Below are 17,986 nucleotides of genomic sequence, written 5' to 3'. Positions count from 1 at the left end.
CTAAGTGTATAAAGCGACAATTTTACATTTAATTGGCTTTAATCACCATCTATTTGAGTGAAAGGAATAGTAATTGGGTGAATTTTTATTACTTTTATATCGTGCTTGAGGCTCTTAACCCTTGATTTTGCTATTGCATAGCCCGTTAAGCCACCAATCACGGCTGCTAAAATTTGCCAGCCCTCAGGTAATGAAAAAGCGGCAAAAGCGATTAAAGCAAATCCCAAACTGAGTAAAAGTGGCAACATATACACAGCCATCGCATGTTTAACTAAATGACTATCATCAAGTGCCAAGGTCACTTTTTGACCGACTTTTAACTCAGAATCAAAGGTATAGGGGAAAGTTTTTTTGGCTGTTCCAAACAGTTTAGCGAATACTTGCGAGCCACATCGACCATTACAGCCGGCACAGGCCTGTTTTTGCTCTGCTTCTAAGTTCGCTGTCGTGCCTTTAACCGACACGACAGTGAGTGTTTGTTCAATCATAATTTAAAGAGGTCGCGCTACCGACTCAGCTATAGCTTTGGCTGTCATAGCAGGAATATTACCAACAACCGATACATCAAAGCCACCGCCATTGTGAACATAAACCGTCGTTGCACCCGATGATAGTGCACCACTGGCTCGTTTGCCTGGTAAAGGTCTTTGAATAAACACAGATACTTCCACAAAACCATCAGAGTATAAGTAATAGTCTGTTAGTTCATTATTTAAGTCTAATTTGTGGCGATCTGACTTTAACAATTTGAATCCATCTGGCAACCAGCCAATATTCCAATTATTGCCAGCACCTTCAGATGCATTTTCAATCTCAGTGGTTGGCATAGCAGCAGGAAAACTACGGTTTTGCATTTCAAGTAGCATTGGCGCTGGCTGCTCGGTCACACTTATGTGAGTTAACTGTAATTGCTCCAACATTTCGCCTTTATGATCAACATAAGCAGACTTAAGTAGAAGCGATGATTCGGTATCAATCCAAATCCAGTAGTTAAATTTATGCTCATCTTTTGATTCAATACGCACTAACTGCGCTGAGCGACCTGCAATACGTCCTTTACCACCTAGCACAAAATCATAATGTGCACTTACGCGTTCAATATCTTTAAAAAGTACTTCAGGAATAGGCCCGGCAATAGTGTCGGTTTTGATAGTATAAGGCTGTGAGTGAGGCTCAAAATAAGTAACTTGTCCGTTGACTCTTGCCATCTCAAGCCCTGCACCATTAAGCAAGCTCAAATGTTCAAGCTCGATATCACCTTGTTTAGCATGCAACCAACGATAAGGTTCCATGGTTTGGCCTTTAACAACGACAAAAGATGCATCAAAGTTGCGGGTATGAACGGCATCAGCCATATTAAGTAATAATGCTTTGGCGGGGTTTTCATCACTGGCAAAAGCCGGAGCCATTAATGCCAGTGACAAAATAAAAGTAAACACTTTCATTTAATTAGTTTTTTTCCTCTTCTGCGTTTTCTGCAGTTTGTGAACTTTCCAGAGAATAGGCAACACGTGCTTGACGCTGATGCTCAAGAACTAATGCCCCTATACGCTGCTGTTGTAATTCACGTAAACCTTGCTCTGCGTTTTCAAGTGCAGGCTGTTCTGATGAATAGCTAACAGGTGACGCAACCCCCGTTAAAGGTGTTGTTTGTAAAAGTGGAATGTCACTTTCTGGTGATTCGGTGTTCTGCGGCAATGTTTGTACGCCCACAATCGCAAACATAGCAACACTTGCAGCAATTGCCACTTGGGCAAATGGACGACGCCAATTAAATGCTACAACGTTATCTGTGCCTGTTGCCGCCACGATTTCTTCGCTTTTTGGTGCTGTTGTTTTATTCGCGAAATCAGCGTAAACAGGTTCTTGCTCAAGTGATTCTGCCACTGCGTCTGCAATGTCGAAATTAAAAGCGTTATTATTTGCCTCAGCACGCATTACGTCACCGATCATCGCGTAACGACCAAATGTTGCTACATCGTCGTTAGTGATCGCTTGATCAGTTAACTGCTGCTCGCCGTCAAGTAACGCGGACAACTGCTCATTATCCAACTTGTTAACGTCTGCTTTTGTCATACTAAGACTCACCTATTAATGGATTCAATTTATTATCAATCGCCTCACGGGCACGAAATATACGCGAGCGTACCGTTCCCACAGGGCAATCCATAACCACGGCTATTTCTTCATAGCTCATCCCTTCAATTTCACGAAGGGTTATCGCGGTCTTCAGATCTTCAGGCAAACTATCAATCGTATTAAAAATTACAGCACGTACTTCGTCACTTAATAACAGGTTTTCAGGTGATGCGTTAGAACGCATAGCATCTGCACTGTCATAAAATTCGGCTTCTTCAGCATCAACATCGTTTGCGGGGGGCTTTCGGCCCTGCGCAACCAAGTAATTTTTAGCACAATTTACGGCGATACGGTATAACCAAGTATAAAAGGCGCTATCACCTCTAAAGTTAGGTAGAGCTCGATACGCTTTAATAAACGCCTCTTGCGCGACATCAGCGACATCACCTTGGTTCGACACATAACGTGAAATCAAACCCGCAATTTTGTTCTGATATTTTCTAACTAATAGGTTGAAGGCGTTTTTATCTCCTTGCTGGACCCTTTTAACTAACGCTAAATCCAAATCCTGCTCGCTCATTCGAGCCGGTACTCCTCTGTTTGATTCTTGCTTGCTATTCATATACTCGCCATTGTTTACACAAACTCTGACTGCAGCATGAATATAAAAGTTCAGTTTAAAATGATTTTTTTATAAAATAGCATGCAAATAAATTGAGTCATACCGATCTTATTACACAATAAGTTCAAATACTGCTGTTAAATCAACGGGTACATAAGTTCACTGTGAATTAAATAAATTTAAACAAACAGCCTAAAGTAGACTGTTTATGTGACCTAAAACCTAATAAGATTGGTATAACATATTAAAATGACTAATAGTGTTACTGCAAATATGGTACATATACGTATACCACATAAAAAAATATTTGCTCAAACTTTTGGCACTACTAGCCGAGCATTGTAACCGCAAAGACCACAGACATGAACCAAAATAAACATCACATTACTGATGTCGCTATCATTGGCAGCGGCGCCGCTGGCCTTTCTCTTGCTTTATCTCTTGCTAACCATTGCAAGGTCACTGTACTAAGTAAAGGTGCACTGACTGAAGGGTCAACCTTATATGCACAAGGTGGCATTGCCGCGGTATTTGATAAAAAGAATGACAGCATTGAATCTCATGTTGAAGATACACTCGATGCGGGTGGTGGTTTATGTGACCGAGATGCGGTGCATTACACTGCAAGCAATGCTAAGACGTGTTTGAAATGGCTAATCGAACAAGGTGTGCCTTTTGATATGGAGTTTGACTCAAAAGGTAAAGAGCGCTTTCATTTAACTCGTGAGGGTGGCCACAGTCATCGCCGTATTTTACACGCTGCAGATGCCACTGGTCGCGCAGTGCAAACAACTTTAATTAGCCAAGTACAAGCCCATCAAAACATTACCTTGCTAGAAAACTATAATGCGATTGATTTAATCAGTGATAAGAGCCTAGGTAAAAAGGGCAAACATATTCATGGTTTATATGTATGGAACTGTGAAGAGAAAAAAGTCGAAACAATTTCAGCCAAATTCGTTGCACTTGCCACTGGTGGAGCCAGCAAAGTTTATCTATATACTTCTAATCCTGATGTATCAAGTGGCGATGGTATTGCCATGGCATGGCGTGCGGGGTGTCGGGTTGCCAATATGGAATTTAACCAATTCCACCCAACTAGTTTATATCACCCAGAGCTACAAAACTTTTTGATTACCGAAGCAATGCGTGGTGAAGGTGCATATTTAAAACGCCCCGATGGCACCCGTTTTATGAAAGATTTTGATGAGCGTGAAGAGCTTGCTCCTCGCGATATCGTGGCTCGTGCTATCGATTTTGAAATGAAGCGCCTTGGTGCGAACTGTGTCTATCTTGATATTAGCCACAAAGACAAAGACTTTATCATTGAGCACTTCCCTACCATCTATGCAAAATGTTTAAGTGTGGGCTTAGATATTACTAAAGAAGCCATTCCAGTGGTTCCGGCTGCACACTATACCTGTGGTGGGGTGATGACTGACTTTAATGGCCGCACAGATTTAGACAACCTTTATGCTGTTGGCGAAGTCGCTTACACAGGCTTACATGGTGCTAATCGCATGGCGAGTAACTCGTTACTTGAGTGTATTGTGTTTGCCCATGCCGCAGCGAAAGACATCTTAAGTAAAATCGATGCAAGCCCAGCCCTTGAAGCCCTCCCACTATGGGATGAAAGCCGCGTCACTAATTCAGATGAAGAAATCGTCATCACTCATAACTGGCATGAACTAAGATTATTTATGTGGGATTACGTGGGGATTGTACGCTCAACTAAACGCTTAGAGCGTGCCCTTCACCGTGTGGAGTTACTACAACAAGAAATTCACGATTACTACGCTAACTTCAGAGTGTCTAATAACTTATTAGAGCTTAGAAATCTCGTGCAAGTAGCTGAGCTGATAATTCGCAGTGCCCTTGAGCGTAAAGAAAGCCGTGGTTTACACTACACTATTGATTACCCAGAACAAAACGACAATCCAACACCAACAATACTGACCCCTAAGTCGGTTGCTGCACTGCAATAACAGCACGTTTCAAACGCGAAAAATAAACGTCTTCTACACTGGCTGCTGAAATAATCAGCCAGTGTGACTGATAAAACCCCTCAAGCCTGAGCACTACGTAGTTTGCAAAGATATAACTTTTCGGACTTATCTCGCCTTGCAATTGAATGTTATCACTCACAAATCTTAACTGTGAGTATTCTAAAATAACTGTGCCGTTTTCAGGATGTGCTTGTTTTGCTTTTTTAAAACTAATAATGCCTGCAATCAGGCTAGATGAAATAGCAAATATTTGTGTAATCAAGGAGTGGGCGGTAAGAAAGAACGTGATAGCAAGAAAACAAAAAAAGACCACAAATGGTTTGTGGTCTAGTTTATTATTTTTAACGACAAACCTATACACGAACTCGGTCTAAAATTAACGAGACCATAGTGTTTAGTTCTGGATCTTTACACTCTTCATGCCCCATGAACCATGCGAACAAATCAGGATCATCACTTTCAAGTAAGCGTTGAAATACAGCTTGCTGCTCTTTGCTAAGTGAGTCAAACGCTTCTTCAACGAATGGCATGAATAAAACATCAAGTTCCAACATACCGCGACGGCATGCCCAACGAATACGTTCTTTACTGTGAATTTCAGTCATTTTAAACCTCGTACTTATTTGTCTGCAGTTTAACAAATTGCCATCGAATAAACAGCTATTTAAATTGCTACCCTAACTAAGTTATCATTACCTCTCATTCATATCGTAAAGAAGGTTTTTATGTCGACTGTTTACGCATGTCCTTTATCTTATTCGCTTATCAGCCTAACTGGCAAAGATAAGCTGTCTTACCTTCACGGACAAATTACTCAAGATATCAATAAGCTCAACAAAGATAACTTTTTATGGGCTGGACACTGTAATGCCAAAGGCAAACTTTGGGGTGTGTTTAGACTTTTTGAGCATCAAGATAGCTACTACCTTGTGGGCACAAAACCTGAAGTTGAGCAGTCACTGGTAGAGTTAAAAAAATATGCGGTATTTTCCCAAGTAGACATTCAGCAAAGTGAAAAAGCGCTTATTGGCCTAATTGGTGATGACCTTAATAATACACTTAAATCACTCAACATTGAGTTTGATGAGGAACACAGTGCCGTTGACTTTGCTGGCGGTAAAGCATTAAAACTTGCTGATAACCGTGTTCTACTGATGGTCAATAACGACTTTTGTTTACCAGACGAAGTCACGGCCCTTGATGATGATGCACGTTGGCAACAAGCTGCAATTGCAGCTGGTGAGCCATCTTTAAATAGCGACGCCATTGGCGAGTACGTACCACAAATGGTGAACCTACAAGCACTAGGTGGTATCAGCTTTAGAAAAGGTTGTTATACAGGCCAAGAAACAGTCGCTCGCATGAAATATCTGGGCAAAAATAAACGCGCTATGTATATCGTTGCAGGCACAGCCGAAGGTCAACTTGATGAGCTTGAGCTCGAAACCAAGATGGGCGAGAATTGGCGTCGTGCAGGCAAGCTAATTAGCCAAAGTTATAATCAAGATACGCAAACATTAATGGGCCTTGTTGTGCTGCCAAACGACAATGAGGCAGGCCAAGTGTTGCGTGCTAAACACCTCCCTCAGGTTGAGCTATCAATTCAAGCTCTGCCTTACTCTCTCGAAGATGAATAAATAGGAAAGACTATGATCGTAGCAGCAAACAAAGTGGTAAAAATGCATTATTCAGTATTGGATAATAACAAAAACACTATCGACAACTCTTTCGATGGTGAACCACTGGTGTTTATCGTGGGCACTGGCTACCTAATTCCAGGCCTAGAGGATGCGCTACTAGGTAAAGAAGCCGGTGACACATTTAGCGTAACTGTAGAACCAGAGCAAGGCTATGGTGAACGTCATGATGACTTGATGCAAGCTGTGCCTAAGTCGATGTTCGAAGGAATGGAAATCGAAGTTGGTATGCAGTTTCGTGCGACAACTGATGCCGGTGATCAATCAGTAATGATCATCGAAATCCAAGATGAAGATGTGATTGTAGATGGTAACCACCCTCTTTCAGGCATCACTCTACATTTTGATGTTGAAGTACTTGAAGTACGCGATGCAACAGAAGAAGAGTTGGCACATGGTCATGTGCACGGTGAAGGCGGTTGTGGTCACAGCCACTAAACCATGACTATAAAAAAAGCGCCATTGGCGCTTTTTTTATATCTGCTGTGTGCTTATTCGACTACTTCTTCTGTATCCACAGAAGCGTCTGTCACAGGTTCTGCAACATGTTCTTTAAGCGCAGCAAGTAAGCCTTCTTGGTCATTGGTTCCTAAGCGATACTTTGTACCGTCTTTCATAGCAAGCTCTACTGCACTGAACCCAGAGACACTGTAAACCCACCCATCATGTGTAATACGCAGGCCTATGCCATGTCGAAATGAGTTACTTACTGCCCGAACAGATTCAATCTCATCAAAGGTAACTGTTTTACCAAATACACCCGGACCGAATGCCCAGCTTACGTTTTTATCACTCACCTTGATGGTTAAACCATGAAACAAAAAGGCCACCAGCACTAAGATAGCACTAAACACCATGAGTGGAATATCTGCACCAATTAAATTCCATGCTAAGGCAATAAAACCGCCAATCCAGCCTAAAATAACAAAAATAAAAATAGCGTACTGCTTATGTTGATACATACTGAGATATTCTCTTAAAAGCTATAAACAAAGGTCGCACTCAGCTCAGAATCGTACTTGAGCTTTTCTTCTTCCGGTTTTGAGTTATAGCGATACATATAAGTAAATTTGAGTGATACATCACCCATAATTTTGCTGATCAATGAGGTTTCTGATTTTAAACGCGAGTTTAATCCCGACAACGATTGTTCATAACTGACGTCTTGATTAAAGCGAGTGCGAGCAGAGACCGTACGCTCCCACTGCAATGCCATTCGAAGTAAGTAACCTGTTTTTGTTTCATCTTCTTCTGTGGCTGTCTCTTGATCTGCCACTGAGCGATACAAACCGGGTCCTACGTCAATATCCACCTTATTTTTACTACCTTGATAAATACGATTTCCGTATCCTGTCGCAACGGTGCTTTTAAATTCTAGACCACTAAATTTGTCTCGTTCGTAATCACTATAAATAAAGAATGATTCGTTTTTGACATTCAGCTTGTAGTTGCCTTGCCCAGATACAAAGATACGATCCGCAGACACTTCTTCAGTTCCGGTTTCATCGTTACGATCACGCTTATACAGGGTGTCGAGCTTAAATTGATTACGCCACTTTTCAAAGTCTTGATAAAGGTTACCTTTAAGTTTGAAGCTGGTTGAATCTGTATTACCACGACTTACCATAAAGCCAAACTCAATATCACCATAAAGCAACTCACCTTTATGAATTTTATGGATCTCTTCTTCTGATAATTGCCCGTATTCATGAAAGTCTTCAAACGGATCAACAGCAAAAGCCTGCCAACTACTAACGAGCATGGCGGCTAAGGTAATTCGTTTTAGGGTATTAAAACAATTAAAAGTAGAGTCAAACATCAGCTGGCGCGTTATTCGCTATCTTTCCAAAGTATGTGGCAAAACGGAGCATCTTTATCTCGGCTAATTAAAATCTTGGCGAATAAAATATCTTGGTTTTCAAATTCAAGTCCAACTAAGACTTGTACAAACAGCTCAGGTTCAATTTCTAGTGCAACAAATTCTTGCCACTGCTCATCAGGCTCACCTTCTTCAATAAAACCCAACTCTTCTCTGTGTTCATTAAAGTCAGCAATATCCTGCTCGTTCAAATTATCAGGTGCTAACTCTAAAAAGATATCATATGCCTGATGTGTTACTTCTTCTTCACTATATAAACGTGGACCTGCCATTGTTCAAACCCTCTGCGCATTCGGATTGCGTTAATCGGAATATGATAACAAACCTATTTTCTTTTTTGCCAAAAAAAAAGCCAGGTTACCCTGACTTTTTTGTTATTTTTTATCAATTATTAATCGCGAGCTGACTCACCCTTGATTTTTTCGCGCATAGATTGCACTAAAGTATAAAATAGCGGCACTAATAAAGTACCAAAAATTGTGGCGGCAAGCATACCAAACAACACTGTGATACCAAGTGAAATTCGGCTTCCTGCCCCTGCCCCACTGGCAAATACCAGCGGTAGTACACCAAGCACAAACGATAATGCCGTCATCAGTACAGCTCTAAAACGTAACTTGGCTGCATTTAATGCCGCTTCAAATATAGTTTTTCCTGCAGCCCGCTCTTCCATAGCAAATTCAACAATCAAGATGGCAGTTTTGGTTGAAAGACCAATTAGCAGCACTAACCCCACCTGTGCATAAATGTTGTTTTCCATACCAATTACGTACAGCGCAAGCATGGCACCAAATAGCGCCAGCGGTACCGCAGCAATAACCGAGAAAGGAATTGTCCAACTTTCGTATTGCGCTACTAAGAATAAGTAAACAAATACCACTGCTAAGCCGAACAAAATCGGAGCCATGTTACCGGCTTCAATTTCTTGCTTCGATTGGCCTGCCCATTCGTATACATAGCCCGTTGGCAATTGATCAGCCAACTCTTGCATTACTTTAATAGCATCACCACTTGCATAACCCGCCGCTGGTTGTCCGCTAATGCTGGCACTACGATATAAGTTAAAGTGCGTTAAACTTGTAGGGCCAAGAATTGGCTCAAGTTTAGCGAGTGTTGTGAGCGGCACCATGGCACCTTCATCATTTCGTACATAGTAATACTGCAAGTCTGTTGGGTTCTGTCTAAATTGGCTTTCTGCCTGCATGATCACTCGGTAAGTACGGCTAAATTGATTAAAGTCATTAATATATAATGAGCCTAATTGCGCTTGTAGCGTCAAGAAAATATCACTCAATGCGACCCCTTGTGCTTTCGCCTTATTACGGTCTACCTCTAATAAGTACTGTGGCACATTAGCCCTAAAGGTACTGTATACATTAGAAAGTTCTGGTCGCTGGTTTGCTTCATAAACAAGGCCATTTAACACTTGAGCAAGCTCTGCTGGCTCACGCCCTTCACTGTCTTGTAATCTAAACTCAAAGCCTGCACTAGTGCCAAGCCCGGGTATTGAAGGGGGGTTAAATGCCATGATTTGCGCATCTGGCATTGCCCAGAACTGCCCCATCAAGCGGGTTAAAACCGAACGTAAGCCAAGCTCAGGACTCGTTCTCTCTTCCCAATCTTTGAGTACCACGATACCCAAAGCGTTGTTTGAGCCTGCACCACCAAGTAATGAAAAACCAGACACCGCAATAAAATCGGTTGCAGCTGGTTCATTTTTCACAATATCGCCCAACTTGTGCATCACATCTTGGGTACGGCCACTTGCTGCAGCATCTGGAAGTTGCACATCTACAAACAAGAAGCCTTGATCTTCTGCTGGTACAAAGCCCGTAGGAACGGTTTTCACCAACCACCCAGCAGCTGCAAAAATAACCACGGCAAACAGTGCCATTCTTGCTGTACGTTTTAGGATAAAGTTAATAACTTTACTGTAACCATTGGTTGAGCGCGTAATGATGTTTTCAAATGGTGCTAACCATTTAATAGGCTTCATGGCTTTTTCATTAAGCAGTAATGCACATAATGCAGGACTCAAGGTTAATGCATTAACGGAGGAAATAAGCACTGCAAACGAAATCGTGACAGAAAATTGCTTATAAAGCTCACCCGTTATCCCTGGCATAAAACCAACAGGCACAAACACCGCAAGCAGCACTAAGGTCGTTGCTACTATTGGCCCTGATACTTGCTCCATCGCCTTTGTGACCGCTTCTTTTATTGGTAGCTTTTCTTCTTTTAGTATCCGCTCAACGTTTTCTATAACAATGATGGCATCATCAACAACAATACCTATTGCGAGTACCAAGCCAAATAAAGTGATCAGGTTAATGGAATAACCCATCATCATCATAAAAGCAAAAGTGCCCACTAAAGATACTGGAATAGCGACCGTTGGAATAAGCGTTGCGCGCCAGTTTTGTAAGAATAAAAAAACCACTAAAATAACCAAGCCAACAGCTTGAACCAGAGTAACCACCACTTCTTCGATTGAACGGTTAATAAATTCTGTGGTGTCATAAGGAATCGAATACTTCACACCATCGGGCAATTGTTTTGCAAGCTCTTCCATTCGTGCTTTAACATCGTTAGCTACTTGCGTCGCATTCGCTTCAGTCAATTGGTAAATTACAATAAACGCGGTGTCTTGCTGGTTTAACTTTGCGGTGGTGCTATAACTTGCCGCCCCCAGTTCAATGCGCGCAATATCGTTCAAGCGCACAAAGTTACCGTCTTTATTTGAGCGAATTATGGTTTGACCAAACTCTTCTGGGGTTTTTAAGCGCCCTCTTGCTTGAATCGAGTATTCAAACTGCTGACTAGGAGCCGATGGCGCAGCACCTAATTTACCTGCGGCTACAATAGTATTTTGTTCTTGCAATGCAGCCCGCACTTCAGCCACAGTTAAACCAAGCGAAGCCATACGATCTGGGCGTAACCACAAGCGCATTGAATAGGTTTGCTCCCCCATAACTTCAGCAGAAGCAACCCCGTTAATACGCCCTAACGGTTCAGTTAAGTAGTTAGTTGCGTAATTGCTCAAGAAGATTGCGTCAATATTTTCCTTATCAGAGTAAAGGTTAATACCGAGCAACATTGAACTAGACTTTTTCTTAACCGATACACCTTGGCGCTTCACTTCCTCAGGTAAACCTGACTCCGCCAGTGCAACTCGGTTTTGAACATTAACTTGAGCAATATCAGTATCTGTACCGACCTTAAAGTACACCGTAATATTCGCGGTGCCATTGTTCGATGAAGTGGATTCTATGTACATCATATCTTCAACCCCATTGACTTGCTCTTCAATGGGTCGCACAACAGACTCTTCAACGATCTGCGCACTTGCGCCTGGGTAGCTGGCAGATATCTGCACTTGTGGTGGTGTTATTTGCGGGTACATATTCACTGGCAATAATGACATTGAAATTAACCCCGCGATGGTAATAACAATCGATATTACCAAGGCAAACTTAGGACGAGATATAAATGTTTTACTGATCATATCTCACTCCTAAGAGTTAGCTTTGCTAGTGATAGTGCCCGTTGTCGGATCGACTTGCTTTTCTACCGGTTTAACCTCAGCGCCTTGACGCACTTTTTGTAAACCTTCAATAATGACTTTTTCACCAGCCTCTAAGCCTGACTCAACAACCCACATAGCATTAATGCGTCGACCTAATTGAACAATTCGCATAGCAACTTTGTTTTGATCATCAACAACAAGTACAAATTTCCCTTGTTGATTTTCCTGCACAGCGACTTGTGGGATCAGCGCTAATTCTTTTTTATTTGTGCTTTCAACAATTAAGGTTACAAATAAGCCTGGCATCACGATCCCCTCAGGATTATCGAACGCAGCTCTTAGCTCTACAGTGCCGGTGTTTTGGTTAATTTTTGTATCTGCAAAATCAAGCACACCTTTATTTGGGAATGTTGAATTGTTAGGAAGTTTAAGAGTTAAATCGATAGGTACATCTTGCGGGTTGCTCTCACTAGTTTGATGCTCTTGACGATAACTAATGTAGTCCCCCTCTTCCACCTGAAAACTAACATAGATAGGGTCAACATCTGTCAATTCAGCAAGCTCATTTGATGATGGGCCAACAATATTCCCTACATCGTAATTCACTTTACCAATGCGCCCTGTAAATGGAGCATGTATTTCGGTGTAGCTTAAATTTAATTCTGCTTTTTCAAGTTCAGCTTCAGTTGCCTTTACAGCTGCTGTTGCTTGTTCGAAATTAGTGGTTAATTTATCTAGATCAGACTGAGAGATAAATCCTTCAGAGGCGACTTCTCGGCCACGCTTTAAATCGCGTTCAGCTGAACTCGCTGCTGCAATTTTACTTTTTAGATCGGCTTTTACTTTAGCCACTGTCGAGCGGTATTCAGACGGGTCAATACGCAGCAGCAACTGGTCTTTTTCAACAGTAGAGCCTTCATCGAAGTGACGTTCTATTAACTCACCTTCTACACGAGCTCTAATTTTGACTTCTTGAAACGCTTCGGTTCGTGCTACAAATTCACGATAGTTGCCGATTTCTTTTGTAGAGACATTAAACACAGAAACAGCCGGAGGCGGCGTAGCTTGTTGTTTTGCTTTATCATCTGAACAGCCAACCAATGTGGTTGTTAATGCTACAGAAATTGCAGCAAAAGCCAAAGAACGAGATGATTGTTTAGTTATGCGAGCTGTTTTGCGCATCAGCATATATATACTCCTTGTAGCGCGACTTAAAGCTAAGTCTAGTCGTGTCATGGGATTTTGCGAAAGTATCTAACTAATCACAAAATCAAACTAGCTATGAACTAGCATCTTTGTTTTAAAAATATACACCAATTTGTAACTAAATATATGACAAGGTTACCCATTTTTGGAAAATATAATGATTCCTTGCGACACATCAGCAATTCTTTACTTAGTTGTAATTAGCTCGTAAGCTCTAACAAACAGGTCAGAGGAGTTACCATGATAAAACTAGAAATAAAACAACAGGTCGCATGGGTAAGCCTTGCTCGTCCCGAGAAACAAAATGCACTCAGTTTTGCCATGTTTGTCGAACTTGCAAACGTAATCAAAAAAATTAAACGCGATCGCAGTTTACGCGCTGTGGTTATCTCTGGCGAAGGCGACCATTTTTGCTCTGGTCTTGATGTTGCTGCGGTGATGAAAAAGCCGAGTAATATCATCAAGCTGTTATTCAAGTGGTTACCAGGAAACCAAAACTTAGCGCAAAAAGCGGTGTTAGGGTGGCAAGACTTAAGTATTCCGGTGATTGCAAAAGTGACCGGACATTGCTTTGGTGGCGGTATGCAAATCGCACTCGGTGCTGATTACCGCATCGTCGATAAAAACGCTAAATTAGCGATTATGGAGGCGCGTTGGGGCCTGTGTCCTGATATGGGGGCAAACGTAGTACTTGCAGGCTTAATGAAGCGCGACCAAGCACTTTGGTTAGCAAGTCATGCAGAGCCTATATCAGCTGAAGACGCTAAAGAATATGGCTTGATTACGCAACTGACTGATGATGTCGATAAACAAACCGATGCTGTCCTTGAAACCTTAATGGCCCGCTCACCAGATACGCTTGCTGCAATTAAGCGAATTACCCAGCAAAGCTACCGCTCACAGCAGCGTAAAATCCTCGCTAAAGAAACCTGGAGTCAAATTCGTTTACTGATGAACCCTAATACCAAAAAGGCGATTGCGAAGGCAAAAGGTGCAGAGGATATCCAGTATAATAATGCTAAATCATGGTAAGCTAAAGTCGCATAGTACAACTTACAAGGGTATGATGTAGTTGTACTTTATTCGCAATTATTCACAATCATGAAATACCTTATCAGTAGTGCCATCATCCTTGCTTGTTTAGCCATTGCTAAATATTTAACGGCTTTGTTTGCAAGCACATTCCCTGCACCATTACTTGGCATGGTTTTATTACTCATTCTTCTTTTAACAGGCTTAGTTAAAGAGCAAGATTTAAAACCCTCAGCGACCCCATTACTGAACTTTATGCCGCTGTTTTTTATTCCTGCAGGCGTCGGTATTATTGAGCATTTAGGAGTTATTAACGAACACTGGTTACTCCTTCTTACCGTGTTTATTATTGTTCCCCTGACGAGCATTATTCTCATTGGCTCACTATTCGCCTACTTTAAGGGGCGCGAAAATGACAGTTAGTTTATGGTGGTTGAGCATTCCTTTAACTGTTTGCCTTTTCTTGGTTTTACGTTTTTTAAACGCTAAAACGCAACATGCAATCAGCAAAGCTTTAACTAACCCAGTGTGCTGGGCAATCGTGTTAGTTTCTGCACTGTTAGTGGCACTAAAACTCCCATATGAGCCTTTTGCCAAGCACAGTAAAGTTTTAAGTTGGTTTTTAGAGCCTGCTATCGTAGCTTTAGCATTACCGCTTTATCAGCAATTTATACATGTCAAAAAAAACCTGTTATTGATTCTAATTAGTTGTAGCTTAGGTGTGATCAATGCAACAGTGGTTGCTTCATTTATTTGTTATTTATTCGATGCGCCTGCACAGCTAAGCGCCTCACTCGCTAGTCTATCGGTCACTACGCCAATAACGTTACTTGTTACAGATGCTCTTGGTGGTATTCCCTCTTTGGCAGCAGCTATGGTGATATTCATTGGTGTGCTGGGAGCCATATTTGGTAATTTGATTTTCTCGCTGATAAATATCCGCAATGCGCAAGCAAAAGGTGTTGCAATCGGCACGGCTTGTCATGCAATAGGCACTGCATCATTAATTGTAGAGCAACCTAAAGCGGGGGCATTTGCCTCAGTGGCAATGGCATTAAGTGCACTACTGAGCGCTATAATAGTGCCGCTACTCTATCCTGTTATGCAATATGTTCTGGTATAGTCAGCATTAGCAGTAACCTTGTTAGGAAAACATATGATTGAGTCTGAAATACAACAAGTCGAGAAATACTACAATCTGATCATGGAATATTTGGTCACCTACAGCATGCAAATTTTAGGTGCCATATTAATTCTCTTCATTGGCTTATGGATAGCGCAAAAAGTGTCGAATATGGTTGCAGGTCTAATGCAACGTCACAATATCGATATCACGCTGACTAACTTTGTCAGTAATGTCATCAAAGTATTACTGATCATCATGTTCTTGGTTATTGCCCTTGGCAAAATTGGCATCAGCGTAACCCCTTTTGTCGCAGCGATTGGTGCCGCATCACTAGGTGCTGGTTTGGCGCTACAAGGCATGCTGTCAAACTATGGTGCAGGCCTTGCGATTATTGCAACAAGGCCTTTTGTTGTGGGTGATACTATCGAAGTAAAAGGTGTCAGTGGGCAAGTTAAAACCATTGAGCTTGGTCACACAATTCTAATAAACGAAGAAAAAGTCGAAATCACCATTCCTAACAAACATATTGTTGGTGAGATTTTACATAACTCGTTTAGCTATTCATTAGTTAAAGGTGAAATAGACATCGCCTATGATGCCAATGCTGATCTCGCTATTGAGCTTATTGAAAAAGTGTTAGACGAGCATGAACTAGTTAGTGATGCTCCTCATGCACAAGTCGGTATTGAGCGCTTTGCCGACAGCGGTGTTACCTTGAGTTATCGTTATTGGGTGCCAACCACCAAAATTATTGAGACTAAATTAGCGGTCAACCGCAATGTATTTAAAGCAATTCAAGGGGCGGATATCGAAATACCATTCCCGCAACGAATTGTTACCCTCAATCAAAATAATGAAGAAGGCGCTTAATAGCGCCTTTTTTGCAGCTCGTCGACAGACATTGTGTTTACTTAAAAGACTGTAGTACAATTTGAATGATAACAATTACTATCATCAATTAACGTCGAGCTATTTTTACCATGAGTAAACGTCTTTGGTTCCAACTGCATGGTTGGTTTTCGCTTCCTGTATGGGTGCTATTTTGCTTTATTTGTGTCACAGGCACTGTGTCTGTGATAAGCCATGAGCTCACTTGGCTCACCAATAGTGAGGCACGTGCAAACAATCCTAACGACTTACCAGCATTGGGGGTTGATGAAGTTATTAATAGCGTTGAAAAAGCCTATCCGACTGCCGATGTAATGAGTGTACTCACTTACGAGCCTTACCTGGTTAATGCGGTTATTTTCACTGATACCGATAAGCCATACGCGGTAGCCTACGTCAATCAATACACAGGTGAAGTACAAGCAGTTAATACAACAATATCGTTTATCGAGTTTATGCGTACCCTGCACGGCTGGCTGTTCTTCCCTTGGCAAGAAGGTTACAGCGTTGGGTACTACCTCGTCAGCGCCATGGCTTTTGTAATTTTAGGCGCACTAGTAACTGGTTTAGTGATTTATAAAAACTTTTGGCGTGCCTTTAGCCAGCCAAAACTGCGTTTTAACCAAGGCAAAAAAACCTTTCTAAAAGATTTACATACCCTAAGTGGCGTTTGGTCAATTTGGTTTATGGCAGTAATGGCACTCACTGGCTTGTGGTATTTAGTTCAAGCCATCATGTGGCATAACGAAATTGACATTGAAGAGCATGCGCCGCTGGTGGCTGTGTCAACTTTACCTGCGGATAAACAAACACCGCCTACCGATTTAAAAGCGGCATTGGCTATTACCAAAGAAAAATACCCAGATTTCAAACCTAGCTATGTGATGCTGCCAGAGCATAACCGTGGCATGTTTAACATAATGGGCAGTGGCGATACTATTTTCTACGATAACTACGCCTACTCAACGTCAATCAATCCTTGGACTGGCGAAATTGCAGCAAGTAAAAGCCCAGAAACCATGTCGGGAATTCTTACCCTCTCGCATATCGCTGATCCACTGCATTACGGTAATATTGGCGGTCTGTGGACAAAAGTTATTTGGTTTATCTTTGGTTTGATTTTAACTGGTATGTCTATCACTGGCTTTATGATGTATGCCGCAAAATTAGTAAATAACAAACCTGTAAAAGTGCGCCAAGCTGCGCCAGTAAATAACGTTCAGGAGGCAAATTAATGGCTCGTTTACAAGCAACTTGGTGGCAACGTAAAAAGTATATTTTGCATGCTGTGGTACTGGCTTTGCCTGTTTGGTTTATTTATCAATCATTGAACCCTCAGTTTCCTGCTCTTTGGCAAGAGCAGCAAGCAGGCGAATTTAAAATCGCTCCAATGCCGCTAAATGAAGATGCTCCTTACTCACACCACAACGAATACGTTAAAGACTTCTTTATTGCTTTTAATCAAGGTGACATAAGCAATATTCGTCAGGCGTATTTAAATATTGGTCAGTCACCTTTGCCACTGGCAGAGTTTGCAAAAGATGAAGAAGGCATAATGCATGGCACCAATCACGGTCAGCATGCCCACGCGATAGCCCCTAAAACTATCTCAGCAGATGATAAACTGTGGATCACCATACAAACTTGGCAAGGCCAACTGCATACCCTCAAATGGGATATTCCCACTCAGTTTATTACTCAATAACATCCGAAAAGCCACTCAGTGAGTGGCTTTTTTGTATCTCAGCTAAATACTCAAGTCCCTTCCTAAATAGTTAAAGGTAAAATTTTTGTTAATTTTATTACCGAAAAACTTTACAAAAATAATAATATAATAAAGTATTATAAATAGTTTACATTTACACCAATGCTCTTAATTGGGTTACTCGCTGTAGATCAAACCTAATCCAAGGAACAGAACACAC

Annotated in this window: 20 protein-coding genes; 9 read left to right on the top strand and 11 right to left on the bottom strand. The window is 41.6% G+C overall.

All coding sequences use genetic code 11. The annotated features are described in order from the left end of the window. Window positions 1–38 precede the first annotated feature (38 nt). The 4 genes from E5N72_RS06880 to rpoE are packed head-to-tail and all read right to left on the bottom strand — an operon-like array spanning window position 39 to window position 2,659. Window positions 39–488: a SoxR reducing system RseC family protein gene (locus tag E5N72_RS06880; RefSeq protein ID WP_135923788.1), complete on the bottom strand. Its 450-nt coding sequence runs from the start codon at window positions 486–488 to the stop codon at window positions 39–41. 3 nt (window positions 489–491) lie between these two features. Further along, entirely contained in the window at window positions 492–1,445 is a 954-nt protein-coding gene (locus E5N72_RS06875; protein ID WP_135923787.1) for a MucB/RseB C-terminal domain-containing protein, read from the bottom strand. Window positions 1,446–1,449: 4 nt separating this feature from the next. Then, window positions 1,450–2,076, bottom strand: coding sequence for an RseA family anti-sigma factor (locus E5N72_RS06870; RefSeq protein WP_135923786.1), 627 nt, complete (start codon window positions 2,074–2,076; stop codon window positions 1,450–1,452). 1 nt (window position 2,077) lies between these two features. Further along, window positions 2,078–2,659, bottom strand: a complete 582-nt coding sequence (rpoE, locus tag E5N72_RS06865; protein ID WP_036969086.1) for an RNA polymerase sigma factor RpoE — start codon at window positions 2,657–2,659, stop codon at window positions 2,078–2,080. A 404-nt stretch (window positions 2,660–3,063) separates the two neighbouring features. Here rpoE and nadB point away from each other — a divergent pair, with 404 nt between their 5' ends. Continuing rightward, entirely contained in the window at window positions 3,064–4,686 is a 1,623-nt protein-coding gene (gene nadB, locus E5N72_RS06860) for an L-aspartate oxidase (RefSeq protein WP_135923785.1), read from the top strand. Here the strand turns inward: nadB and E5N72_RS06855 are convergent. Together E5N72_RS06855 and E5N72_RS06850 are read right to left on the bottom strand one after the other, a co-directional pair. After that, entirely contained in the window at window positions 4,661–4,969 is a 309-nt protein-coding gene (locus tag E5N72_RS06855; RefSeq protein WP_135923784.1) for a hypothetical protein, read from the bottom strand. The two genes, nadB and E5N72_RS06855, sit on opposite strands and share 26 nt — an antisense overlap. A gap of 91 nt (window positions 4,970–5,060) precedes the next feature. Next, window positions 5,061–5,312: a succinate dehydrogenase assembly factor 2 gene (locus E5N72_RS06850; RefSeq protein ID WP_135923783.1), complete on the bottom strand. Its 252-nt coding sequence runs from the start codon at window positions 5,310–5,312 to the stop codon at window positions 5,061–5,063. A 120-nt stretch (window positions 5,313–5,432) separates the two neighbouring features. Between E5N72_RS06850 and ygfZ the strand changes: the two genes are divergently transcribed. Together ygfZ and E5N72_RS06840 are read left to right on the top strand one after the other, a co-directional pair. After that, window positions 5,433–6,344 carry a tRNA-modifying protein YgfZ gene (gene ygfZ / locus E5N72_RS06845; protein ID WP_135923782.1) on the top strand — a complete coding sequence of 304 codons (912 nt, stop codon included), beginning with the start codon at window positions 5,433–5,435 and terminating at the stop codon, window positions 6,342–6,344. A 12-nt stretch (window positions 6,345–6,356) separates the two neighbouring features. Beyond that, window positions 6,357–6,842, top strand: coding sequence for a peptidylprolyl isomerase (locus E5N72_RS06840; RefSeq protein ID WP_135923781.1), 486 nt, complete (start codon window positions 6,357–6,359; stop codon window positions 6,840–6,842). Window positions 6,843–6,895: 53 nt separating this feature from the next. Here E5N72_RS06840 and E5N72_RS06835 read toward each other — a convergent pair whose 3' ends face one another. From E5N72_RS06835 to E5N72_RS06815, 5 genes are all read right to left on the bottom strand, one after another. Beyond that, window positions 6,896–7,366, bottom strand: coding sequence for a hypothetical protein (locus E5N72_RS06835; protein ID WP_135923780.1), 471 nt, complete (start codon window positions 7,364–7,366; stop codon window positions 6,896–6,898). A 14-nt stretch (window positions 7,367–7,380) separates the two neighbouring features. Continuing rightward, entirely contained in the window at window positions 7,381–8,166 is a 786-nt protein-coding gene (locus E5N72_RS06830; protein ID WP_135926247.1) for a DUF481 domain-containing protein, read from the bottom strand. A gap of 68 nt (window positions 8,167–8,234) precedes the next feature. Next, entirely contained in the window at window positions 8,235–8,555 is a 321-nt protein-coding gene (locus tag E5N72_RS06825) for an HI1450 family dsDNA-mimic protein (RefSeq protein WP_135923779.1), read from the bottom strand. Between the two features lie 119 nt (window positions 8,556–8,674). Further along, window positions 8,675–11,788 carry a multidrug efflux RND transporter permease subunit gene (locus tag E5N72_RS06820; RefSeq protein WP_135923778.1) on the bottom strand — a complete coding sequence of 1,038 codons (3,114 nt, stop codon included), beginning with the start codon at window positions 11,786–11,788 and terminating at the stop codon, window positions 8,675–8,677. A 9-nt stretch (window positions 11,789–11,797) separates the two neighbouring features. Further along, complete coding sequence (locus tag E5N72_RS06815) at window positions 11,798–12,997, bottom strand: efflux RND transporter periplasmic adaptor subunit (RefSeq protein WP_235403570.1); 1,200 nt, start codon at window positions 12,995–12,997, stop codon at window positions 11,798–11,800. Between the two features lie 258 nt (window positions 12,998–13,255). Between E5N72_RS06815 and E5N72_RS06810 the strand changes: the two genes are divergently transcribed. From E5N72_RS06810 to E5N72_RS06785, 6 genes are all read left to right on the top strand, one after another. Next, a complete protein-coding gene (locus E5N72_RS06810) occupies window positions 13,256–14,047 on the top strand; it encodes a crotonase/enoyl-CoA hydratase family protein (protein ID WP_135923777.1) in 792 nt (263 codons plus the stop codon). A gap of 69 nt (window positions 14,048–14,116) precedes the next feature. After that, window positions 14,117–14,470 carry a CidA/LrgA family protein gene (locus E5N72_RS06805; RefSeq protein WP_135923776.1) on the top strand — a complete coding sequence of 118 codons (354 nt, stop codon included), beginning with the start codon at window positions 14,117–14,119 and terminating at the stop codon, window positions 14,468–14,470. Continuing rightward, a complete protein-coding gene (locus tag E5N72_RS06800; protein ID WP_135923775.1) occupies window positions 14,460–15,170 on the top strand; it encodes an LrgB family protein in 711 nt (236 codons plus the stop codon). The genes E5N72_RS06805 and E5N72_RS06800 overlap by 11 nt, the downstream gene beginning before the upstream one ends. 33 nt (window positions 15,171–15,203) lie before the next feature. Next, complete coding sequence (locus tag E5N72_RS06795; RefSeq protein WP_135923774.1) at window positions 15,204–16,043, top strand: mechanosensitive ion channel family protein; 840 nt, start codon at window positions 15,204–15,206, stop codon at window positions 16,041–16,043. A 101-nt stretch (window positions 16,044–16,144) separates the two neighbouring features. Further along, window positions 16,145–17,296, top strand: coding sequence for a PepSY-associated TM helix domain-containing protein (locus E5N72_RS06790; protein ID WP_135923773.1), 1,152 nt, complete (start codon window positions 16,145–16,147; stop codon window positions 17,294–17,296). Next, window positions 17,296–17,766 carry a hypothetical protein gene (locus E5N72_RS06785; RefSeq protein ID WP_135923772.1) on the top strand — a complete coding sequence of 157 codons (471 nt, stop codon included), beginning with the start codon at window positions 17,296–17,298 and terminating at the stop codon, window positions 17,764–17,766. The genes E5N72_RS06790 and E5N72_RS06785 overlap by 1 nt, the downstream gene beginning before the upstream one ends. The last annotated feature ends 220 nt before the right edge of the window (window positions 17,767–17,986 follow it).

Origin of the sequence: Pseudoalteromonas sp. MEBiC 03607 (assembly GCF_004792295.1) — a bacterium.
Lineage (GTDB): Bacteria > Pseudomonadota > Gammaproteobacteria > Enterobacterales > Alteromonadaceae > Pseudoalteromonas > Pseudoalteromonas lipolytica_C.
Note: the sequence above shows the minus strand (reverse complement) of the source record. Positions and strands in the feature narration are given on the sequence as shown.